A 20,632-nucleotide genomic window follows, 5' to 3' on the forward strand; every position below is an offset into this window, starting at 1 on the left:
CGAGTGCGGCGTTGACCTGCTGGGGCGTCATCGGGGCGTCGGCGGCCCACAGGACGGCCATCACGTCGGCGACGAGCTCGCCGTGCGGGCGCCTGGCCTCCGGACTGTCGTGCTCCATGTCGCTCCCGTCCTGCTCCCCCGGCCGCCCGGGTGGTCCCGGGCCGATCACTTAGGTGTGCCTTTCCAAACCTTACGGGCACCGGGGGTGGCGGCCCAACAGTCCCCGGTGGGCGGCTCGCCGATCGCAGGAGGGAGTTGGCCCGCGCACGAGGTTTGTGTCTACATTGATGTAGACAACCGTGGACGGCAGCGCCGCCCCCGAGGAGAGGCGCATGCCCATGCCCGACCCTGCCCACTTCCTGGCCGTGAACGTCCTGGACGCGAGCTCACTGCTGGCCGCGTTCGGCGCCCTGGGCATCGCCGTGGTGCTGTTCGCCGAGACCGGCCTGCTGGTCGGCTTCTTCCTCCCCGGCGACTCCCTGCTGTTCACCGCCGGCCTGCTGTCCGTGCCCGGCTCCACCGCCACCGTCCACCTGTCACTGCCGCAGGTCCTGCTCGCGGCCGTGGCCGGCGCCCTGGCCGGCGCGCAGACCGGCTACGTCATCGGCCGCCGCGGCGGGCGGGCACTGCTGGCCCGCTCCCGCAACAAGCGGCTGCACGAAGGCGCGCAGCGCGCCGAGGACCTGCTGAACCGCTACGGCCACGCCAAGGCCGTGGTGCTGGCCCGCTTCATCCCGATCGTGCGCACCGTCCTCAACCCGCTGGCCGGCGCCCTCGGCGTCCCCAGCCGCACGTTCGCGATCTGGCAGACCGCCGGCGGCCTGCTGTGGACGGTCGGACTGGTGCTGGCCGGGTACGCACTCGGCTCATCCGTTCCCAGTGTCGACCGCTACCTCCTGCCGATCGTCGCCGCCGTCGTCGTCGTCTCCCTGGCACCGCTGGCCCTGGAGCTGCTGCGCTCGCGCAAGGCCGCGCAGGCCGCGCAGGCCTCGAAGGCCGGTGCCCGGTGACCGGCACCCTGCTCGCGCTGGACGGCTCGCGGGTCGACGGGGCGCTGTACCTGGACGTCACCGCGCTCGCGCACCGCGCGCCGTACGCGGTCGGCGAGACGGTGGCCGCCTGGTCGGCGTACGGGCTCGTGGTCTTCGCCGTGCTGATGCTCATCGGCTGGTGGCGGGCCCGCCGGGCCGCCGCGCCGGTGATGGCCGTCGCGCTCGCCGCGCCGGTGATCGTGGTGGCGGCCTTCGCGCTGGACACCGCGCTGAAGTCGGTGCTGCGCGAGCCCAGGCCCTGCCAGGTGCTCCCCGCCGGGGCGACCCTCGAAGCGTGCCCGGCGGCCGGGGACTGGTCGCTGCCCAGCAACCACACGGTGATCGCCTTCGCCGCCGCCGCGGTGCTGTGGCGCTGCGACCGCCGGCTCGGCGCCCTCGCGGGCACGGCCGCCGTGGCGATGGGGGCCTCCCGGGTCTTCGTCGGCGTGCACTACCCGCACGACGTCCTGGCCGGAGCCCTGATCGGCACCGCACTCGGCCTGCTGCTGGCCGGTGCCGCCCGCCTCGGCGCACCGCTCGTCACCACGCTGCGCTCCGGCCGCCTGCGCACCCTGGTCGGCGCATGACCGCCCGGGCGGGGCGGCTGCGCCGGTGGGCTCCCGCGCTGCTCGCGCTGACGCTGTTCGCAGCCTTGACCACCGTGCTCGCCGCACGGGGGTTCGCCCCGCTGCCCGGGGAGGCCGGGCTGCACCGGTGGGCGGTCGGTCACCGTCCCGGGTGGTCAGTGCACCTGGCGGTAGCCGTCACCTTCCTCGGCACCAGCGTCCCGCCCTACCTGGCCGCCGCAGCGGCCGGCCTGCTCCTCGCCCGCCACCGGCCGGACACGGCCGACCGCCGGGCCCGACTGGTCACCGCGCTCGCGCCGGTGCTCGTGCTGGCCGGCGGGCAGTTGGTCCGCCACGGCCTGATGTGGCTCTTCGCGCGGCCCCGGCCACCGGTGGCGGACTGGGTCGCGGCCCATCCGAGCGGCTACGCCTACCCCTCCGGGCACGCCTTCACCTCCGCCGTCGCCGCCGGGCTGCTCGCCTGGGCCCTGCTGACCACCGTGCGCGCCGGGCGCGGCGTCCCCCTGGCCGCGGCCGTGGTCGGCACCGCCGCCGGGGTGGGGCTCACCCGCATCCACCTCGGCGTCCACTGGCCCGCCGACGTCCTCGGCGGCTGGCTGCTCGCCGCGTTCTGGCTCGCGCTGCTCCTGCCCTCCCTCCGCCCGGCCGCCTCCATCGCACCCCTGACCCCGGCCGCGGCCCCGGAGGCCGCACCGCCACCCGGCACTAGACTCCGACAGCGGTCTACGGTGATGTAGTCATGCGCAGGAAGCGAGGAGCCCGGTGAACGACGCGACGCGACGCCCGGCCGGCGAGCTGGAAGCCGCCGTCCTGGCCGCCCTGTGGGCCGCCGAGCGCCCGCTCACCCCGACCGAGCTCCAGCACGCCCTCCCCGCCGGACTCGCCCGCACCACCGTCGCCACGATCCTCGCCCGCCTGCACGACAAGGGCACCGTCCACCGCACCCGCCAGGGCCGCGCGTTCACCTACCGCCCCGCCGTCGAGGACCCGGCCGCCCTCTCCGCCCGGCGCATGCACTCCGAACTCGACAAGGGCACCGACCGCACCAGCACCCTGGCCCGCTTCATCTCCCAGCTCAGCCCCGACGACGAGGACCTCGTCCGCGCCCTCCTGACCGCCTCCTCCGACCCGCAGGAACCGCGATGACCTGGGCGGTCTGGGCTCCGCTGCTCGCCCCGTGGCTCATCACCCCGCTCGCGCGGCGCCTGGCCGCGCTCCTCGCACCGCGCACCGCCGCACTCCTGCTGACCGTCACGGGCGCACTCGCCGCCGCCCTGTCCACCACCGCGCTCGGCCTGCTCGCCCTCAGCGCGCTGCTGCACCTCCCCCTCCTCGCCGCCCTCGGCCACCTCTCCCCGCCCCTGCTCCCGGACGGGCCCGTCACCCTCGCCCTCGGCTGGGCCGCCCTTCCCGCCTGCGCCGCGGCCGGGGCCGCCACCGCGCGAGCCGTCCGCCGTCGCGCGCCCGGCCCGATCCACGCCGAACTCCGCGCGGCCCGCCGGGCCGGCGACCTGGTCGTCCTGCCCTCCGACGAGGCGGACGCCTTCGCCCTCCCCGGCCGCCCCGGCCTCGTGGTCGTCACCTCCGGCATGCTCCGTGCCCTCACCACCGACGAGCAGGCCGTCCTGCTCGCCCACGAACGCGCCCACCTCACCGGCCGCCACCACCTGCTGACCCTCACCGCCGACCTGGCCGCCTGCCTCCATCCGGCCCTGCGCGGGCTCCGCGCACCGCTCACCTTCCAAACCGAGCGGTGGGCCGACGAGACCGCGGCCGCCGCCGTCGGGGACCGCCGCCTGACCGCCAAGGCCATCGGGACGGCCGCACTCGCCACCGTCCCATCCGCCTTCCGTCCCGCAACCGCACTCACTGCCTCCGCAGGGCCGGTCCCCCTGCGCATGCAGGCCCTCCTCCGGCCCCCGGCACCCTCTGCTGGTCTGGCTCGACGTGCCGGCGCCACGCTGCTGGTGAGCCTCCTGGCCACCACAGCCGCAACCGTCCAAGCCACCCACGATCTCCACGAGAACATCGAGACCGCCCAGAGCACCTCGGCCCGGTAGGACAGCAATGCCTTCGGCAGTATCCGCGGGCCTGGCCCTGGCAACCCGCCCCCTTCGCGTCCGGCGATCAGAAGAGCGCCTCCTGACGGGCGGTGACGACGCTCGCCCCTACGATCCGGCCAGGCGACACATCGATCTCTTGCTCGTCACGCATGCGCTTCACCAAGGGGATGACCTGAGTGGGCCGGTAGACGGTCTCCAATAGGGTGTACTCCTTGAGCTGGTCCACGCTCCGGTCGCCAGGTGAGGTGCGTAGGTGCGCGAGCAGAATGCGGCGTAGGGGCCCGGTATCCGGCTCGATGTCCAGTTCAAGCGCTTGCTGATTCGGATCCTTGGGATCGATGTAACGAACGCCGGAGGTCGAATCGACGACCCACATGGCTTCTTTCATCTTCTCGACGCCTTTGGGATGCCGCGTGCCGAAGATGAGGTAGAGCAGGTGGCCGGCCTCGTCGATCATCTCGAACACCAAGGTGTACTGGAATCCTGCGCGCCTCAGGGACTCGCGGTACCGATCCCGCAGGTAGGCAATCTTGGCATTCGACGGCTGCTGGAAGACGCCGTGCCAGTCGGTACCGCCGAAGAAGGCGTCACCAGCAGCACGGTGGCCTTGATTCTTCTCAGCAAACCGAAAGAGGAACGAGGGTTGGAAGGTCACCATCACCTCGCTGCTCCGATGGCTTTCGGCGATCCTCTGGAGCAAGCTGAACGGAACGTCCGGGCCGCCGAAGCCGTCCAGCAGCGCGAACATGGGGCGGCCGAGCGCGCCGGATCCGGCGAGGTTCGTCAACAGGTCCGGGTGACAGGCGCCTTGGGAGATGCGCACATCCAGTTGGCTGCCGGCGGCAGCGGCAGCTCGCGCTGCGGCGATGCGCGCACTCAACTCAGCCGTGCGCCGCGCGTCCTCTTCGACCAGCACCATCGTCACCCGGCCCCGAGTACGGCGGAGCGCGGCAGCCAAGGTCTCGAAGGCCACGACCGGGGATCCCGGCTCGCCACCCTCGTAGATGCCAGGGCCCGCGAACCCCTCGGCATAGGTGAGGGCCTGATGGCGGCTCAGGAGGATCGGCGCCCAAGCCTGAAGGTAGCGCCGAAGTAGCGCGTGCTTGGCTGCCGTGTGCGGATCACGTGGCCAGGTGACGCCCTTGGGTACCGCCATGTCTCTCCCCGATGCCGCGAGCCATCACAAGAAAGGGAAGGATCACATAATCATCACGCGGCGACCAGGGGGCGTGCACGGCTCACTGCATCACGGCGCAGCGAGCTGAGAACGCGCCGGCATCTCGTCCCAGGTCCGCCCTTGAAGGTCGCGACCTCCGGCCTTGGGGTTGCGCCCACCCCACTGCTTGAAGAAGAACGGCACCCCGGCCGCCTCGCACACGTCGCGGATCTCGACCACCCAGTCGGGGTCCATTGGCCGGTGTCCGGGTCCGGACTCCCCACCCGCGATCACCCAGCCGATCCCGTCCAACTCCAGCCCTGGCAGCGGCCCCAGCAACGGCTCCAGCGACAGAAACCGCACCGCCGCCGGAACGGCCCGCAGATCGTCCACCCGACCCAGCTGCCCGGAGTCCTCGACCGACACCCCCATCCACAGGTTCTCGGGCCAGTCGAGCCGCTCCGCCACACGCCGAAGCCGGACCGACCTCTTCGTCAGCACCTGATAAGTGTGTTGAGGGGTATCCGCCATCACCTGGAACACGTCCCGGACGAACGCGAGCGGCACCCGAGCGTGGAAGAGGTCGCTCATGGAGTTCACGAACACCATCCGCGAACTGCGCCAACGCTTCGGAACATCAAGGGCGTCCGGATGCAGGGCCAGTCCGAACCCGGGGCCCGAGGTCCGTGGGTCACCATCCGTCTGGTACTTGCGGGCCCCCATGGCCTTCAGCCGCCTGGACAGGGTCAGGGCGTAGCAGTTGTCACATCCGGCCGACACGCGGTCGCACCCGGTGGTGGGGTTCCAGGTCGCTTCCGTCCACTCGATCGCGCTGCGATCACTCACTGCCGCACCTCGCCCGTCGCCTCGGAGGTCGCGAACACTCTCCGCGGCCGTCGCCGGGCCCCACCATCCTCCGCCGGGCCCACCAGTGTCGAACCAGCAGGCTAGAGCCACCGAGTGACAGCGGCACCGGCCGAGGCCGCGAGCGAATCTGCGCCCATCACTGATCTGACGATCCATCAGATAGGTCAGCAAAAGGTCAGCATCGATCCGAGCAGACCCTGTCACAGACTGCCGCACGTGAGATCCGGCAGCGCCGCACCGGCACCGCTGTAGCCACTCGATGAGAGCCGCCGAGAGTCTGAGACCTCACCCATCAACACTCGCCGGCTGCCTGATGCGCACGCCTGGTCAACTCACCCAGCGAGCCGGATAGCCGCAGGTCAGCGCACGCGTCCGCGCGGCTTCAACGGCACCGGCGGCAGCTCCGGAGCCGCTAGGCGAGCCCCGTCGTAGCCGTGCACCGCACCGAAGAGCGACCCTTCCATCCACTCCGTCCGTGCTTGTACGATCTCCTCACCGGATCGGGCGATGAAGTTCCACCACATCACCAGGTGCTCCTCGAAGGGGAGGCCGCCCAGCAGCAGGACGGAGGCGTCGGTGCGGGCCAGCAGCGGGAGTTCGCGGCGGCCGGTGCCGAGGTAGAGGATCGAGCCGGGCTCGACCCGGACGCCGTCCACGTCGACGGAGCCGGACATCGAGAGGACGGCGTACTCGAACTCCGGCTCCAGCGGCACCCCGTGGGCGGAGCCCTCACGGAGCGTCAGGTCGGCGCCGACCAGCGGGGTGTAGGTGGTGCCCGGGGAGGTGGCGCCGTCGAGGGTGCCGAGGATGACGGTGGCGTCCAGGCCGGATGCGGTGACGGTGGGGAGCACGGGGTGGTGCTCGAAGGTGGGGGCGGTGTGCCGGTGGGCGTCCGGGAGGGCGACCCAGAGCTGGGCGCCGTGCAGGAGGCGGGCGTGCTCGCGGGGGGACTCCTCGGAGTGGGTGATGCCGCGGCCGGAGGTCATCAGGCCGAGCTCGCGGGAGCGGACGGGCTGCAGGCTGCCGAGGCTGTCGCGGTGCAGGATGGAGCCCTCGTGCAGCCAGCTGACGGTCTGCAGGCCGGCGTGCGGGTGGGGCGGGACCTGCATGCCGGGCTCGTCGGTGATGTCGTCCGGGCCGTAGTGGTCGACGAAGCACCAGGCGCCGACCATCCGCCGACCGAGGTTGGGCAGCAGGCGGCGGACCTCGGTGGACTCGCCCAGCTGGACCAGCCGGCCCGTCAGCAGCTGCTTGATCGGGCCGGAGTCGGCCTCGCCTCCGCAGGGGGTCGGGGTGGGCTTCAGGTCGAGGTTGCTCATCGCGGGCGGGCTCCATCCGAGGGCGACGGGACGGGACGGGTCGCATCCGATCATCCGTCAGTTCGGGCCCGCAGCAAACCGAAGGGCGGGGATCGCTCCCCGCCCTGTCAGGTCGCGCGGTCGCGCGAGGCACCGCGGTTCAGTGCGCGCAGGCCCAGGCCGCACCCGCGGTGGCCGCCTCCGCCTGGGCCCGCAGCGAGCGGACCGCCTCGGCCGGGTCGGCCGCCCCGTACACCGCCGAGCCGGCCACGAAGACGTCCGCCCCGGCCTCGGCGCAGCGCTCGATGGTGGAGGCCGCGACGCCGCCGTCCACCTGGAGCCAGAGGTCGAGGCCGTGCTTGGAGATCAGCTCCCGGGTGCGGCGGATCTTCGGCAGCATGATGTCGAGGAAGGCCTGCCCGCCGAAGCCGGGCTCCACGGTCATGATCAGGACCATGTCCAGCTCGGGCAGCAGGTCCTCGTACTGCTCGATCGGGGTGGCCGGCTTGAGGGCCATCGAGGCGCGGGCGCCCTTGGCGCGGATCTCGCGGGCCAGCCGGACGGGCGCGGCGGCGGCCTCGGCGTGGAAGGTCACCGAGCCGGCGCCGGCCTCCACGTACTGCGGGGCCCAGCGGTCGGGCTGCTCGATCATCAGGTGGCAGTCGAGCGGGATGTCGGTGGCCCGGGCCAGCGACTCCACGATCGGGACGCCCAGCGTGAGGTTGGGGACGAAGTGGTTGTCCATCACGTCCACGTGCAGCCAGTCCGCGCCTCGGACGGCCTCCGCCTCCTCGGCCAGGCGGGCGAAGTCCGAGGACAGGATGCTGGGACTGATCTGGGCACGGTTGATCTGGGCCATATGAGGGAACCTTCAGACTCGGTGCGGGGCGGCCGGAGCAGCCGCCCGGCTCCATCATCTCCCCTGCCCGAGGCGGGCGGTGAGAGCCCGGGGGGCCGGGTGACCCGCGTCACAGCCGCGCCCCGGGTCGTGGCACCACCCGAGACTCCGCCCAGGGGAAGCAGCCTCCGGGAGCGGCGCCCGGGCCGTGGCACCGGCGGGGCGTCAGCCCGGCCGCACCGGCCCGCCGTCCGACCCGAAAGGTCTCCGATGGCCCAGCCGGTCCACCCCGCCCGTGCACTGTGGTGGCTCTTCGAGCCCGTGCACGCACTCACCTACTTCACCCCCGAGGGCCGAGCTGCTACCGAGGCCGCCGGGCTGCGCGGCAGTTGGCGCGGGTACTTCGCCGGGCGGGCCGCACCGCTGGGGGCGGTGGACGCGCCGCCGGTGGTGGCGGCCTTCTTCAACTTCGCGCCGCAGATGGTGGAGCGGGCCCTGCCGGACGTCTGGTCCCGGGCCACCCCCGAGGCCGCGTTGGCGGCCCGGCTGGACGGGGCGGTCGCCGCGCTGGAGCGCGTCCTGGCCGAGGTGAAGCCGGATCTGATCGACCGTTCGGTGGAGCTGCTGGAGCGCGGGGTGGCCGGGCTGGACTGTTCCGGCCGGGTGCTGGCCGCCGCCAACGCCGCCCTGCCGACGCCCGAGGGGCGGCTGGCCCGGCTCTGGCACGCCACCACCGTGCTGCGCGAGCACCGCGGCGACGGGCACATGGCCGCCCTGGTCTGCGAGGGCCTGGACGGCTGCGAGGCGCTGGTGCTGCGCTGTGCGCTGGACACCCGGCGCGAGCAGCTCCAGCCGTTCCGGGGCTGGACGGACGAGGAGTGGGACGCCGCGGCCGCCCGCCTGGTCGACCGCGGCTGGCTCAACCCGGACGGCACCGTCTCGCCCGACGGCCGCCACCGCCACCAGGCCCTGGAGGCCGCCACCGACCTGGCCGCCTCGCGGGTCTGGTCCGCCGCGTTCCACCGCGCCGAGCTGGACCAGCTGGCCGACGCCCTCACGCCGATCGCGACCGCGTGTCGGGCCGAACTCCCCACTCTCAACCCGATCGGACTGCCCGTCAGCAGCTGACCCGCCGATCCTCCTCGTCAGCCCGGGCAGGGCAGGAAGCCACCGCCGAACAGGGTGGCGAAGCCCACGGCCGTGCCGGCGAGGAGGACCAGGAACCGTCGGCCGAGGACGCGCTGCGAAGAGGTCATGCCCCGATCCTGTCCGGCCGCTGACCACCCGTCATCGGGGCCCGTCCCCCATCCACCCCTGAACCGGCCCCCTACGGAGCGGCCGACGGCAACGGCGGGCGGCAGGGGCAAGCGTGAGGGGCGACGGGAGGGGCGGACGGCAGCGGCCGGGGCCTCAGGGAGCCACCGCCAGGGCCCGCACCGTGGCGACGGTGTCCGCCTCCTCCGGCCGCTTGTCCTCCCGGTAGCGCAGGACCCGGGCGAAGCGCAGCGCCAGCCCCGCCGGGTAGCGCGGGCTGCGCTGGAGCCCGTCGAAGGCGATCTCCACCACCAACTCGGGCCGGACGTACACCGTGTACGCGTCCCGGTGGGTCTCCCGGGCCAGCAGCTGCTCCGTCTGCCAGGTGAGCAGCTGGTCGGTCAGGCCCTTGAAGGTCTTGCCGAGCATCACCCAGGGCTCCAGGCCCGGTTCGCCGGTGCGCTCGGGGTTGCGGGCGGCCAGGTGCAGGTTGCTCAGCCACCCCTGCCGCCGTCCGCTGCCCCACTCGGCGGCGGTGACCACCAGGTCCAGGGTGTGCCGCGGCTTGACCTTGATCCAGCCCGCCCCGCGCCGACCCGCCGCGTACGGCGCCGTCAGCTCCTTCACCACCACGCCCTCGTGACCGTGCGCCAGCGCTGCCGCGAAGAACCCCTCCGCCTCCTCCGCCGTCGCCGTGACCAGCCGGGGCACCCGCAGCTCCTCGGGGACGAGCTCCGCGAGCGCGGCCCAGCGCTCGGCGGCCGGGCGGTCGAGCAGGTCGGCGCCGTCGCGGTGCAGCAGGTCGAAGAAGAAGACGCTCAGCGGCGTCTCGGCGCGCAGCGCGGCCGGGTCCTGCCGCGAGGCGGTCCGGGCGGCGGTCTCCTGGAACGGGCGGGGGCGGCCGCCGGGCCCGAGCGCGATGGCCTCGCCGTCCAGGACGGCGCTCCGCACGTCCAGCGAGAGCGCCGCCTCGACCACCTCCGGCACCCGTGCGGTGATCTCGTCCAGGCTGCGGGTGAAGACCGAGACCCGTCCGCCGTCCCGGTGCACCTGCACCCGGATCCCGTCCAGCTTCCACTCCACGCCGACGGCGCGGCCCTCCCCGGCCTTCTCCAGCGCCCCCGCCACGTCCGGCGCGGAGGCCGCCAGCATCGGCCGCACCGGCCGCCCCACCTCCAGCCCGAACTCCCGCAGCGCCGCCACGCCGCCCGTCAGCGCCGCCTCCGCCACCACCCGTGCCGAACCGCGCAGCATCAGCGCCCGCCGTACCGCCACCGCCGGGACCCCGGCCGCCTTCGCCACCGCGTCGCCCATCAGCGCGTCCAGCGCGCCCTGTCTCAACTCCCCCACCAGGACCGCCCGCAGGAACTCCTGCTCCACCTCCGTGGCCCGCCCGAACAGCTCCGCCAGCAGCCGCGACCGCTCGGCCCGCGAGCCCGCGCCGTGCACCTCCCCGAGCCGCACCAGCAGCCCCTCCGCCTCCGCCACCCCGAGGCTCGCCGCCGCGGCCGGCTCCGGCAGCTCCCGCACCGCGGCCCATCCGACCCCGGCCCGCCGCGCCTCTCCGGCGAGCAGCGCCACCGCCGCCGGGATCTCGGCGGGCCCCAACTCCCGCAGGCAGTCGGCGATCAGCGCCACCTTGCCGTTCCGGGCCGGTTCGGCCGCCACCGCCCGCGAGGTCGACGCCAACCGCTCCAGCAGCACCGCTGTCCCTCCTCCTGCCGCCCCGTCAGCCCCATCATCGGCCGCCCGCCGCCCCGCCGCACCCGCTCGGCCGGCGCGCCGCCCCGCGACCCACCCGGCGAAGTACCCGCGTCGACCGAACGGAGTACGTCCTGCTCCGCCTCCCTGCGCGCCGCCAACTCCCCCACCCGGCAATCCTGTTCACACCCATCACCGCAGCCCGGCCCGGCCGCCCGGCGGCCCTCCCCGTGCCAGGCTGCCCGTCACGAGCGCCCTCCCCCGGCGCTCCTGGTACCGGAGGAGGACGAGGAGTGCGGACCGTGGTGGAACGGACCGGTTACAGCAGCCCGACGGCCCGGGTCGGCTCCGTCCTGGCCGGGAACCGGGTGACGACCTTCGAGCTGTTCTTCGACCTGGTCTACGTCTTCGTGCTGACCAAGGTCACCAGCGCGATGGCGCACGAGCACGACGCCGTCAGCGTGCTGCGCGGCCTGCTGCTGCTCGCGCTGGTCTGGTTCTCCTGGTCGGCGTACGCCTGGCTGGGCAACCAGGCCCGGGCGGACCCGGGCGTGGTGCGGGCGGGCATGTCGCTGGCGATGGCCGGGATGTTCGTGGTGGCGCTGGCCGTGCCGGAGGCCTGGCACGACGCGCCCGACGGACTGTCAGGGCCGGTGGTGCTGGCGGCGGCCTACCTCTCGGTGCGCTGCGTCCACCTGGTGCTCTACAGCGTGCTGGCCCGCGGCGACCAGGACCTGCTCCGTCAGGTGGCGATCTCCTGGGGCCCGGTGCTGGCCGGCGCCGGGCTGCTGGTGACCGGGGCGCTGATCGGCGGCGAGGTGCAGACCGTCTTCGTGGCGGTGGCCATCCTGGTCGACTGGGGCGGCGTGTACGTGACCTCCCGGCGCGGCAACTGGCGCATCCACGACGCGGGTTGGTTCGCCGAGCGGCACGAGCTCTTCATGATCATCGCGATCGGCGAGTCCCTGCTGGCGATGGGCGCGGGCGCCGCCGAGCAGTCCGTCACCGGCCCGCTGCTGGTCGCCGCCGTGCTCGGCGTCGCGGTCGCCCTCGGCCTGTGGTGGCTCTACTTCGACGTGGCCGCCCTGCACGGCGAGCACCGGCTGCGCGGCGCGGAGGACTCCGAGCGGCTCGGCCTGGCCATCCGGGCGTACGGCTACGCGCACTTCCCGATCGTGGCCGGCGTGGTGCTCACCGCCCTCGGCGTGGAGGGCGTGGTCGCCCACGCCGCCGACGGCGAGGCGCTCGGCGGCTTCTACGCCGCCGCGCTGTGCGGCGGGCCCGCGCTCTACCTCACCGGCCTGGTCCTGTTCGGGCGCATCCTGCACCGCTCCTGGAGCCCCGTCCGCCTCGGTGCCCTCGTCCCCCTCCTCGGCTGGGCCCCGGCCGCCGCCGCCCTCCCCCCGGTCGCCGGCCTGGCCGGGGTGGCGATCCTGCTGGCCGCCGTCGCCTCCGCCGAGACCCGCCACTACGCCGAGCTCCGCCGCAACCTCCGCCCGATCTGACCCGTCGTCGCCCCCGAACCGCTCGCCCCGGGCCACCCCCAGCCGGCCCCGGGGCGAGCACCCACGGCCTCACGCCCTCACGCCCCCGCGGCCCCCAGGGCCACCACCCGGTACAGCGGATCCGACCGCGGCACGTCCTGCCCCGGCAGGTCCGCCAACCGCCTCCGCGCCTCCGCCGCCTCTCCCGCCGGGGCGTCCGCCGCCCACGGGAGGTGCCCGGACGCCATCTCCGCCAGCCAGCGCCGCGGGCTGCGCCCCTGCCCCACCCCGGGGAACACCGTCTCGCCGACCACCCCCAACCCCCGCTCCGCCGCCCAGCCCCGCACCCGCCCGAACCCGTCCGAGGCCCGCGGCGCGTGCCGGCGCCGCAACTCCGCCGTGACCCGGGCGACGTCACCGTCCTCGACGAAGTACCCGCCGTTCTTGTCCACGGTGGTGACCACCACCCCGCCCGGCCGCACCACCCGGACCGCCTCCGCGAACACCGCCTCCGCCACCACCTCCGGCAGCAGGTGCAGCAGCCAGACCATCACCACGGCGTCCACGCTGCCGCCCGCCAGCGGCAGGCGCGTCGCGTCCGCGCACACCACCCCGCCCGGCACCCGCCCCGCCGCCACCCCGAGCATCCCGGCCGAGAGGTCCGCCCCCACCACCCGCCGCCCGGGCCGCAGCAGACGCTCCGTCACGATGCCGGTGCCGCAGGCCAGGTCCAGCACCGTACCGGGACCGGGCGGCAGCAGCCGCTCCAGCGCCGCCGCCGCGGCCGCCGCCCTCGGCTCCCCGCCCCGGGTCTCGTCGTACCCGCGCGCCTCGTCGTCGTAGTCGAGCACCTGCCGCCCCTCCCGTGACCGTCCGCCTGTCCTCACGCCGTCCCGGGCCGCCCGGTACCGACTCCGGACGCCTACGGGTGACGCCGATGGTCCCTACCCCGCCTCCGGCGGGCCGAGCACGATGCCGCGCCCCGCGTAGAAGCGCGGCAGCGCGTCCCAGGGCACCCGGGCGAAGCTCTGCGAACCGTCCGGGTAGCCCGAGGGGTTGTGGATCAGCAGCTCCTGGTCCGAGGCGCCGACCGCGAGGACCAGGTGGCCGCCTTGGCGCGGCGGGTCCGGGTCCAGGGTGCGGATGGAGGGGTGGACCGAGAGCATCACCAGCCGGCCCGCCGCCAGCTCCTCGCGGATCTCCGCCTCGGAGAGCGGGGAGCGGGCCTCGGCGTACAGGCCCCAGCGGGTGCGCACGTACGCGGCGAACGGCGCGTGGATCAGCCCGTCCAGCCGCCCGTCGGGGTGCCGCACGTACGCCCCGGCGGCCAGGCACTCCTCGGCCAGCCGGACGGCGGGCGGGCTGACGCCCCACCAGTAGTCCAGCGCCATCCGCAGGCAGGCGACCCCGCACAGGCGCCACGACCAGTACTCGTACTCCTCCTCGTCGGCCGCCCCCGACCGCGCCCACAGCGGGTCGTCCACCGCGAGCGCCGTCCCGGCCAGGATCCCGGGCACCAGCTCGGGCGACTCCCACTGCGCGTGGTACGGGACCTGATGAGTGATCGGCTTCATCTGATAATCCTCACCCATCCACCGGGGCACTGCCGACCATGAACGGCACTCTTGGTCACACCGGGTGCCGCACTTCCGTCCCGCCGCCGACGGCCCGCGCGCCCTCTGTCCACGAACCGGACCCGCGCCTACCGTGTCCCCATGACCGCCCCCAGCCGTCGCACTGTCCTCACCCTCGGGCTCGGGGCCGCCCTCGCCCCGAGCAGCACGCCCGCCCGCGCGGCCTCGACCGGCCCCGACTGGGACGGCCTCGCCACCGCGCTCCACGGCGACCTGCTCCGCCCCGGTGACCCGCGCTACGACTCCGCCCGCCTCCCCCGCAACCTCCGCTTCGCCGACCGGGCCCGACCCGAGGCCGTCGCCCGCTGCGCGGGCACCGCCGACGTCGCCGAGTGCCTGCGCTTCTCCCGCCGCCACGGCCTGCGCTTCGCGGTGCGCAGCGGCGGCCACTGCTACGGCGGCTGGTCCAGCGACGCACCCCTGGTGCTCGACCTCGCCGGCCTGGACTCCGTCCGGGTGACGGAGGGTCAGACCGGGCTGGAGGCCGAGATCGGCCCCGGCACGCCGCTGATCACCGTCTACACCGCGCTCGCCCGGCACGGCGTCACCGTCCCCGCCGGGAGCTGCCCCACCGTCGGCCTGGCCGGCCTGGCCCTCGGCGGCGGACACGGCGTCACCAGCCGCGCGTACGGGCTGACCTGCGACAGCCTGCTGGAGGCCGAGGTGGTGCTGGCCGACGGCCGCACCCTCCGCTGCTCCCCGGACCGCGAGCCCGAACTCTTCTGGGCCCTGCGCGGCGGCGGGAACGGCAACTTCGGCGTGGTCACCTCCCTCCGGCTGCGCACCCACCCGGCCCCGGACTGCACCTTCTTCCAGTACTCCTGGGACTGGCCGGACGCCGGCCGCGCCCTCGACGAGTGGCAGCGCTGGGCCTTCGCCGCACCGGACCGGCTCTGGTCGAACTTCCACGTCTGGACCCGCCCTGACGGCCCGTCGGTCGACGCCGGCGGCATCCTCCTCGGCCCGGCCGACGACCTCCGCCGCCTCACCGCCCCGCTGCTCGCCCGCACCGGCCGCACCACCTCCGAACAGGTCGTCACCCGCCCCTACCTCGACACCGTCCTGGCCTACGCGGGCTGCCGCTCCGAGCAGGACTGCCTCCGCCAGGACAGCCAGGCCTTCGCCGCCGCCTCCCACTTCTTCGACGACTACCTCACCGACCCCGCCCTCACCGACCTGCGCCGCTTCGCCGAACGCCGCGACTCCGTCGAGGCCTCCGTCACCTTCACCGCCCTCGGCGGAGCCGTGAACCGCGTCCCCGCCGACGCCACCGCCTTCCGCCACCGCTCCTCGCGGCTCCTCGCCCAACTGATCACCGAATGGCCCCCCGACACCGACCCCACCCCCCGCCTGCGCTGGGTCACCGACGCCCGCACCACCCTCGCCCCGTACGCCAACGGCCACGCCTACCAGAACTACCGCGACCCCACCCTCCCCACCTGGCGCACCGCCTACTACGGCGAACACCTCCCCCGCCTCGAAGCCGTCAAGGCCGCCTACGACCCCGACCGCGCCTTCGACTTCCCGCAGGGCGTCTAGAACCACCGACGGACTGCCGAAGCGTTCCGTCCCGTCCGCGCACGGAGGACCGGGTCGGGACCCCGGCCCCTGGAGCCCGGGCGGGCGGGACCGGAAGAGTGAAACCCCGGCCGGGCCGCATGAGCGGTGGCGGCCTCCGGGCAGGAGGCCCGCATGACCGCACCCGAACCGGCCGCCCCCGCCACCGCCGCCGGCCCGCCCGCGGCGGCGGCGTCGGAGCGCCCCTCCGGCACCGGACGGCCTGCCGCCCGGTCCAGCCTGCTGCCCGCCTACGCGGTCTTCGCCGTCACCCTGCTCGGCGCCCTGGTCTGGGTGCTGGTGGTGCTGGGCAGCTCCAGCGAGGAGCTGGTGGACTTCGCCTCCGGCTACGGCGGGGTCCAGGTGGTCACCGGGACGGGGATGGCGCTGGCCGGGGTGCTGTTCGCCACCCAGCACCCGGCGATCGGCCTGGGCCGGCTGCTGCTGGCCGGCGGCGCGGGCGCGGTGCTGGCCGAGGCGCTGCCCGCCGCGACCGCCGAACTCACGCCCGGGACGACCCTGTTCACCCTCGCCTGCGCGCTGGCGCTGGCGGGCAAGAGCCTCTTCCTGCTCGGCCTGTTCGCCCTCCCGCTCTTCCTCCCCGGCGGCCGCCTGCCCCGCCGCTGGGGGCCGCCGTACCTGGTGCTGCTGGCCCTGCTGGCGGGCGTGCAGACCACGGTCGGCACCGGTGCCTTCGACCCCTGGTACGGGCAGCCGCTGCCGCTCGACCCCGAGCTGCTCTCCCGCCCGTACGAGTGGACCCTCGACTGGCCGTACGCCGAGTGGCTGGGCGACACCGTGGTCGGGGTGAACCTGCTGGTGATGACGGTCCGTTGGATCCGCTCGCGCGGGGCGGCGGGCCCGCGCGCCCGGGTCTCGGGGGTGGCGATCCTGCTGCCGTACCTGCTCTGGATCGTGGTCGAGCTGCTCGCCTCGCTGCTGGGCCTGAGCTCCTCCACCACCGAGGCGCTCTGGTACCTGACCGCCGCCTCCTGGCCCGCCGCCACCGTGCTGGCCTGCGTCCGGGACCGCTCGCTCCACCTGGACCGGCCCGCCCTGCGCGCCCTCACCGGGCTGCTCACCGCCACCGTGCTGATCACCGGCTACGGCGCGGCCGCGCTGCTCTCCTACCGCCTGCTCCCGGCCGGCTCCCCCTCCACCGGGCTGCTGCTCGCCCCGGTCGCCCTGCTGATCGGGATGCTGCTGCGCCCCACCGTGCACTGGGCCACCCGGATGGTGAACCGCTACTACTACGGCGAACGGGCCGAGCCCTACCAGGTGGTGCGGCGGCTGACCGACCGGCTGGGCCGGGCCGTCTCCCCGGCCGAACTGCCCCGGCTGGTCTGCGCCACCGTGGTGGAGACCCTCCGCCTGCCCGGCGCCCGGGTGGTGGTGCGCACCAGGGACGGCGAACTGGAGCTGGCCCTGCTCGGCTCGGTCGACCCGCTGCACGCGGCCGAGTTCCCGATGACCTATCAGAACGAGGTGATCGGGCGGCTTCTGGTGCCGCCCCGTCCGGGCGAGCCCGCCGTCGACCGGCAGGACGCGGACATCCTCGCCACCCTCGCCGCCCACGCCGCACCGGCGGTCGCCTCGCTCCGCCTGTACGAGGAGCTCCAGGCCAGCCGGGAGCGGATCGTGCTGGCCCGCGAGGAGGCCCGGCGCCGCTTGCGCCACGACCTGCACGACGGGCTGGGCCCGATGCTCTCCGGCCTGCGGCTGCGGGTCGACGCGATCCGGGCGCTCGACGGCCCGGGCGGTCCCGGCGACCGGCCGCTGGCCGAGGTCTCGGCCGGCATCGGCCAGGCCATCGTCGAACTGCGGCACATCACCGACGGCCTGGCCCCCGCCGCCCTCGACAAGTACGGGCTGGGCAACGCCGTCGCCACCCTGGTCGGCCGGCTGGCCGGGGCAGGCCCGGAGATCACCGCCGTGCTGACGCCCGATCCGCTGCCGCCGCTGCCGGCCGCCGTCGAGGTGGCGGCCTACCGGATCTGTGCCGAATCGCTCAACAACGCCGTCCGGCACGCCCGGGCCACCCGGATCAGGCTGGCCCTCACCGTGCGGGACGGCCACCTGGAGACCGAAGTGGCCGACGACGGCCGTGGTTTCACCCCACCGGCCGAGGGCGGCGGCATCGGCCTGCGCTCGATGGCGGACCGCGCCGAGGAACTGGGCGGCCGCTTCTCGCTGGCCCCGGCCGCGACGGGCGGCACGGTGGCCACGGCCGTCCTGCCACTGCCCGTCACCACCTGAACGGCGCACGGCACGTGGGACCTCGTCGGGACCGCTGCCTCATGCGACGGCACCCGCCCGACCGTAGCGTTTGTGGGGCGCCGGCTGATCGACCGGCGCCCGGAGGAAGGACCCGATCATGAATACCGACCCGACCCCGCAGGACGCCGCTCCGCAGGCCACCGCCGGCGAGCAGGACGCGCAGCGCAAGCCGGGCGGCCCGGCCGACATCCAGAACGGGTGCAAGCTCGCGGGCCAGCCGCACGGCCGGAACGTCTCCTGCGTACCCAACCCCGGCCACTGCCCCCGGCAGTGACCGCACCGCCCCACTGACCAACCGTCACCCGGCCGGGCCCCGAGGCAGCACGCCCCGGGGCCCGGCCCCCTGCCGCGGGACTACCAGGCGTAGGCCTCCGGGGCGGGCTTGAAGCCCGGGAAGATCTCGTCCAGCCGGTCCAGCGACTTCTGGTCCAGCGTCAGGTCCAGCGCCCGGACCGCCGCGTGCAGCTGGTCCAGGGTGCGCGGGCCGACGATCGGCGCGGTGACCGCCGGGCGGCTGAGCAGCCAGGCCAGCGCGATGTCGCCCGGCTCCTCGCCCAGCTCGGCCGCGAAGTCCTCGTACGCCTCCAGCTGCTCGCGCCGCTTGGCCACCTCGTCCGCCACCCAGCCGTCGGCGAGGCGCCGCACGCCCTCGCGCTCCTTGCGCAGCACCCCGCCGAGGATGCCGCTGAACAGCGGCGACCACGGGATCAGGCCGATGCCGTAGTGCTCGGCGGCCGGGGCCACCTCCAGCTCCACGGTGCGCACCGCCAGGTTGTAGATGGACTGCTCGCTGACCAGACCGAGGAAGTGCCGCGCCTTGGCGGCCTCCTGGGCCTGCGCCAGGTGCCAGCCGCCGAAGTTGCTGGAGCCCACGTAGAGGATCTTGCCCTGGGCGACCAGCACCTCCATCGCCTGCCAGATCTCCTCCCACGGCGTGGCCCGGTCCACGTGGTGCATCTGGTACAGGTCGATGTGGTCGGTGCCGAGGCGGCGCAGGCTGTCCTCCACCGCGCGCCGCACGTGCAGCGCGGAGAGCCGGCCCTCGTTCGGCCAGTCACCGGTCTGGCCGTAGAGCTTGGTGGCCAGCACGGTCTTCTCCCGGCGGCCGCCGCCCTGCGCGAACCAGCTGCCGAGGATCTCCTCGGTGCGGCCGCGGTGGCCGGGGCCGCCGTAGACGTTGGCGGTGTCGAAGAAGTTGATGCCCACCTCGTGGGCGGTGTCCATGATCGTGTGCGAGTCCGGCTCCGTGGTGTGCGGGCCGAAGTTCATCGTGCCGAGGCAGAGGCGGGACACGGACAGGCCGGTGCGGCCGAGCTGGGTGTACTCCATACCGGCCACCCTCCCGCCCGGCCGCCGCCGCTGTCCAGCCCCTCCCGGCCGTCCCCGACGAACCGTCAACTCCGTGACACGATCGGGTGATCAGACCGTCCGGCGGAACAGCGCCAGGTACATCGCGTCCGTCCCGTGCAGGTGCGGCCAGAGCTGGACGTCCGGGCCCTCGCCCAGGCCCGGCATCTCCGGCAGCAGCGGGCGGGCGTCGATCCACTCCACGCCCAGGCCCTCGCGCAGCACGTCGTCCACCACCGCGCGGGTCTCCGCCAGGTGCGGCGAACAGGTCGCGTAGCCGACCACGCCGCCCGGCCGGGTGGCCTTGATCGCCCCGCGCAGCAGGTCCCGCTGGAGCGGCCCGAAGCCCGCGATGTCCTCCGGGCGGCGGCGCCAGCGCGCCTCCGGACGGCGGCGCAGCGCGCCCAGGCCCGAGCAGGGGACGTCCACCAGCACCCGGTCGAAGGTGCCCTCGGCCCAGGCCGGCCTGGTGCCGTCGGCGGTGATCACGGTGTACGGGCCCGGATTCCCGGCCAGCGCGCGGGCCACCAGGCGGGCCCGGTGCGGCTGCTTCTCCGAGGCCACCAGCGCGGCGCCGCGCTCGGAGGCCAACGCCGCCAGCAGCGCGGCCTTGCCGCCCGGCCCGGCGCAGCCGTCCAGCCAGAGCGCGTCCCGGCCCTCCACCGGCGCGGCCGCCAGCGCGAGCGCCACCAGCTGGCTGCCCTCGTCCTGCACGCCCGCGCGGCCCTCGCGGACCGCCTCGATCCCGCCCGGCTCGCCGCCCTCGGCGAGGCGCACCGCGAACGGCGACCACCGGCCGGCCTCCGACTCCGGCCTGGCCTCCCGCAGTTCGGCCGCCGTGGACCGCCCGGGGCGGGCCACCAGGGTCACCGCGGGGCGGACGTTGTCCGCCGCCAGCAGCTCCTCCACCGCGGCCCGGCCGCTCGCCTGCGGCTGCCAGCGGCCCAGCGAGTCCCAGAGCGCCGAGACCACCCAGCGCGGGTGCGAGTGCACCACGGCGAGGTGCTCCTCGGCGTCCTCCTCGTACGGCGGCGCGATCTGCCCGACCCAGGTCTCCAGGTCCTGCGCGCTGATCCGCCGCAGCACCGCGTTGACGAACTTCGCCCGCCCGTCCCCGAGCACCACCCGGGCCAGCTCCACGGTCGCCGACACGGCGGCGTGGCTCGGGATACGGGTCGTCAGCAGCTGGTGCGCGCCCAGCGACAGCACGTCCAGCACCGGCGGGTCCACCTCGCGCAGCGGCCGGTCGATGCACGCCGAGATCACCGCGTCGTACGTCCCCTGCATCCGCAGCGTCCCGTACACCAGCTCGGTCGCCAGCGCCGCGTCGCGCCGGTCCATCCCCTTCTGCTCCGCCTCCCGCAGCAGCGAGGGCAGGATCAGGTTCGCGTACGCGTCCCGCTCGTCCACCGCCCGCAACGCCTTGAACGCCACGATCCGGGCCGGGTCCTTCTTCGGACGACGGTGCGGCCGCGGGGGACGCTTGGCGCTGGGGCTGGCGGGGGTGCTCACGTGCGGGGCCTCTCGAAAGGTGCTGC

19 protein-coding genes are annotated in these 20,632 nt (G+C 74.7%); 10 read left to right on the plus strand and 9 right to left on the minus strand.

Annotated elements, in window-relative coordinates:
* Nucleotides 1-332: 332 nt before the first annotated feature.
* Genes ACWEPF_RS07280 through ACWEPF_RS07300 form a run of 5 tightly spaced genes read left to right on the plus strand, consistent with a single transcriptional unit; the run spans nt 333 to nt 3,678 of the window.
* Nucleotides 333-1,010 (plus strand): DedA family protein, encoded by a 678-nt coding sequence (locus ACWEPF_RS07280; protein ID WP_452171784.1) that lies wholly within the window; start codon nt 333-335, stop codon nt 1,008-1,010.
* On the plus strand, nt 1,007-1,618 hold the full coding sequence (locus ACWEPF_RS07285; RefSeq protein WP_452171785.1) for a phosphatase PAP2 family protein: 612 nt from the start codon (nt 1,007-1,009) through the stop codon (nt 1,616-1,618). Before ACWEPF_RS07280 ends, ACWEPF_RS07285 begins: the two co-directional genes overlap by 4 nt.
* The gene (locus tag ACWEPF_RS07290) at nt 1,615-2,355 is read left to right on the plus strand and encodes a phosphatase PAP2 family protein (protein ID WP_452171786.1); all 741 of its coding nucleotides are present in this window, start codon (nt 1,615-1,617) and stop codon (nt 2,353-2,355) included. Before ACWEPF_RS07285 ends, ACWEPF_RS07290 begins: the two co-directional genes overlap by 4 nt.
* Nucleotides 2,356-2,380: 25 nt before the next feature.
* The gene (locus ACWEPF_RS07295) at nt 2,381-2,764 is read left to right on the plus strand and encodes a BlaI/MecI/CopY family transcriptional regulator (RefSeq protein WP_452171787.1); all 384 of its coding nucleotides are present in this window, start codon (nt 2,381-2,383) and stop codon (nt 2,762-2,764) included.
* Entirely contained in the window at nt 2,761-3,678 is a 918-nt protein-coding gene (locus tag ACWEPF_RS07300) for a M56 family metallopeptidase (RefSeq protein WP_452171788.1), read from the plus strand. Before ACWEPF_RS07295 ends, ACWEPF_RS07300 begins: the two co-directional genes overlap by 4 nt.
* 67 nt (nt 3,679-3,745) lie before the next feature.
* Here the strand turns inward: ACWEPF_RS07300 and ACWEPF_RS07305 are convergent, their stop codons facing one another.
* The 4 genes from ACWEPF_RS07305 to rpe all read right to left on the minus strand — a co-directional run bounded on the left by ACWEPF_RS07305 (nt 3,746) and on the right by rpe (nt 7,861).
* Nucleotides 3,746-4,837 (minus strand): three-Cys-motif partner protein TcmP, encoded by a 1,092-nt coding sequence (locus ACWEPF_RS07305; protein WP_452171789.1) that lies wholly within the window; start codon nt 4,835-4,837, stop codon nt 3,746-3,748.
* 90 nt (nt 4,838-4,927) lie between these two features.
* The gene (locus ACWEPF_RS07310) at nt 4,928-5,683 is read right to left on the minus strand and encodes a DUF5131 family protein (protein ID WP_452171790.1); all 756 of its coding nucleotides are present in this window, start codon (nt 5,681-5,683) and stop codon (nt 4,928-4,930) included.
* Between the two features lie 380 nt (nt 5,684-6,063).
* Nucleotides 6,064-7,023 carry a pirin family protein gene (locus ACWEPF_RS07315; protein WP_452171791.1) on the minus strand — a complete coding sequence of 320 codons (960 nt, stop codon included), beginning with the start codon at nt 7,021-7,023 and terminating at the stop codon, nt 6,064-6,066.
* Between the two features lie 139 nt (nt 7,024-7,162).
* Nucleotides 7,163-7,861: a ribulose-phosphate 3-epimerase gene (gene rpe / locus ACWEPF_RS07320; protein ID WP_452171792.1), complete on the minus strand. Its 699-nt coding sequence runs from the start codon at nt 7,859-7,861 to the stop codon at nt 7,163-7,165.
* A 249-nt stretch (nt 7,862-8,110) separates the two neighbouring features.
* On the opposite strand from rpe, the gene ACWEPF_RS07325 reads away from it, so the two are divergent.
* The gene (locus tag ACWEPF_RS07325) at nt 8,111-8,968 is read left to right on the plus strand and encodes an SCO6745 family protein (RefSeq protein WP_345283276.1); all 858 of its coding nucleotides are present in this window, start codon (nt 8,111-8,113) and stop codon (nt 8,966-8,968) included.
* A gap of 282 nt (nt 8,969-9,250) precedes the next feature.
* Here ACWEPF_RS07325 and ACWEPF_RS07330 read toward each other — a convergent pair whose 3' ends face one another.
* Entirely contained in the window at nt 9,251-10,798 is a 1,548-nt protein-coding gene (locus ACWEPF_RS07330) for an ATP-dependent DNA ligase (RefSeq protein WP_452171793.1), read from the minus strand.
* A gap of 299 nt (nt 10,799-11,097) precedes the next feature.
* Here ACWEPF_RS07330 and ACWEPF_RS07335 point away from each other — a divergent pair, with 299 nt between their 5' ends.
* Nucleotides 11,098-12,300 carry a low temperature requirement protein A gene (locus tag ACWEPF_RS07335; RefSeq protein ID WP_452171794.1) on the plus strand — a complete coding sequence of 401 codons (1,203 nt, stop codon included), beginning with the start codon at nt 11,098-11,100 and terminating at the stop codon, nt 12,298-12,300.
* A gap of 77 nt (nt 12,301-12,377) precedes the next feature.
* Here the strand turns inward: ACWEPF_RS07335 and ACWEPF_RS07340 are convergent, their stop codons facing one another.
* Nucleotides 12,378-13,130 carry a class I SAM-dependent methyltransferase gene (locus tag ACWEPF_RS07340; protein ID WP_452171795.1) on the minus strand — a complete coding sequence of 251 codons (753 nt, stop codon included), beginning with the start codon at nt 13,128-13,130 and terminating at the stop codon, nt 12,378-12,380.
* Nucleotides 13,131-13,223: 93 nt separating this feature from the next.
* Nucleotides 13,224-13,853 (minus strand): C39 family peptidase, encoded by a 630-nt coding sequence (locus ACWEPF_RS07345; RefSeq protein WP_345283270.1) that lies wholly within the window; start codon nt 13,851-13,853, stop codon nt 13,224-13,226.
* Between the two features lie 141 nt (nt 13,854-13,994).
* Here ACWEPF_RS07345 and ACWEPF_RS07350 point away from each other — a divergent pair, with 141 nt between their 5' ends.
* The 3 genes from ACWEPF_RS07350 to ACWEPF_RS07360 all read left to right on the plus strand — a co-directional run bounded on the left by ACWEPF_RS07350 (nt 13,995) and on the right by ACWEPF_RS07360 (nt 18,021).
* Entirely contained in the window at nt 13,995-15,452 is a 1,458-nt protein-coding gene (locus ACWEPF_RS07350) for an FAD-binding oxidoreductase (RefSeq protein ID WP_452171796.1), read from the plus strand.
* 153 nt (nt 15,453-15,605) lie between these two features.
* Nucleotides 15,606-17,726 (plus strand): sensor histidine kinase, encoded by a 2,121-nt coding sequence (locus ACWEPF_RS07355; protein ID WP_452171797.1) that lies wholly within the window; start codon nt 15,606-15,608, stop codon nt 17,724-17,726.
* 118 nt (nt 17,727-17,844) lie between these two features.
* Nucleotides 17,845-18,021, plus strand: coding sequence for a hypothetical protein (locus ACWEPF_RS07360; protein WP_345283266.1), 177 nt, complete (start codon nt 17,845-17,847; stop codon nt 18,019-18,021).
* Nucleotides 18,022-18,101: 80 nt separating this feature from the next.
* On the opposite strand, the gene ACWEPF_RS07365 is transcribed toward ACWEPF_RS07360, so the two are convergent.
* Nucleotides 18,102-19,076: an aldo/keto reductase gene (locus tag ACWEPF_RS07365; RefSeq protein ID WP_452171798.1), complete on the minus strand. Its 975-nt coding sequence runs from the start codon at nt 19,074-19,076 to the stop codon at nt 18,102-18,104.
* Nucleotides 19,077-19,166: 90 nt separating this feature from the next.
* Complete coding sequence (locus tag ACWEPF_RS07370; protein WP_452171799.1) at nt 19,167-20,606, minus strand: RsmB/NOP family class I SAM-dependent RNA methyltransferase; 1,440 nt, start codon at nt 20,604-20,606, stop codon at nt 19,167-19,169.
* Nucleotides 20,607-20,632 lie beyond the last annotated feature (26 nt).

The organism is Kitasatospora sp. NPDC004289 (assembly GCF_053602875.1).

Excerpts from the sequence above, each read along its gene's own strand:
- ACWEPF_RS07305 (WP_452171789.1), bottom strand. The coding sequence starts at position 4,837 with ATGGCGGTACCCAAGGGCGTCACCTGGCCACGTGATCCGCACACGGCA.
- ACWEPF_RS07300 (WP_452171788.1), top strand. The coding sequence starts at position 2,761 with ATGACCTGGGCGGTCTGGGCTCCGCTGCTCGCCCCGTGGCTCATCACC.
- ACWEPF_RS07315 (WP_452171791.1), bottom strand. The coding sequence starts at position 7,023 with ATGAGCAACCTCGACCTGAAGCCCACCCCGACCCCCTGCGGAGGCGAG.
- ACWEPF_RS07345 (WP_345283270.1), bottom strand. The coding sequence starts at position 13,853 with ATGAAGCCGATCACTCATCAGGTCCCGTACCACGCGCAGTGGGAGTCG.
- ACWEPF_RS07280 (WP_452171784.1), top strand. The coding sequence starts at position 333 with ATGCCCATGCCCGACCCTGCCCACTTCCTGGCCGTGAACGTCCTGGAC.
- rpe (WP_452171792.1), bottom strand. The coding sequence starts at position 7,861 with ATGGCCCAGATCAACCGTGCCCAGATCAGTCCCAGCATCCTGTCCTCG.
- ACWEPF_RS07350 (WP_452171796.1), top strand. The coding sequence starts at position 13,995 with ATGACCGCCCCCAGCCGTCGCACTGTCCTCACCCTCGGGCTCGGGGCC.
- ACWEPF_RS07325 (WP_345283276.1), top strand. The coding sequence starts at position 8,111 with ATGGCCCAGCCGGTCCACCCCGCCCGTGCACTGTGGTGGCTCTTCGAG.
- ACWEPF_RS07360 (WP_345283266.1), top strand. The coding sequence starts at position 17,845 with ATGAATACCGACCCGACCCCGCAGGACGCCGCTCCGCAGGCCACCGCC.
- ACWEPF_RS07355 (WP_452171797.1), top strand. The coding sequence starts at position 15,606 with ATGACCGCACCCGAACCGGCCGCCCCCGCCACCGCCGCCGGCCCGCCC.
- ACWEPF_RS07290 (WP_452171786.1), top strand. The coding sequence starts at position 1,615 with ATGACCGCCCGGGCGGGGCGGCTGCGCCGGTGGGCTCCCGCGCTGCTC.
- ACWEPF_RS07365 (WP_452171798.1), bottom strand. The coding sequence starts at position 19,076 with ATGGAGTACACCCAGCTCGGCCGCACCGGCCTGTCCGTGTCCCGCCTC.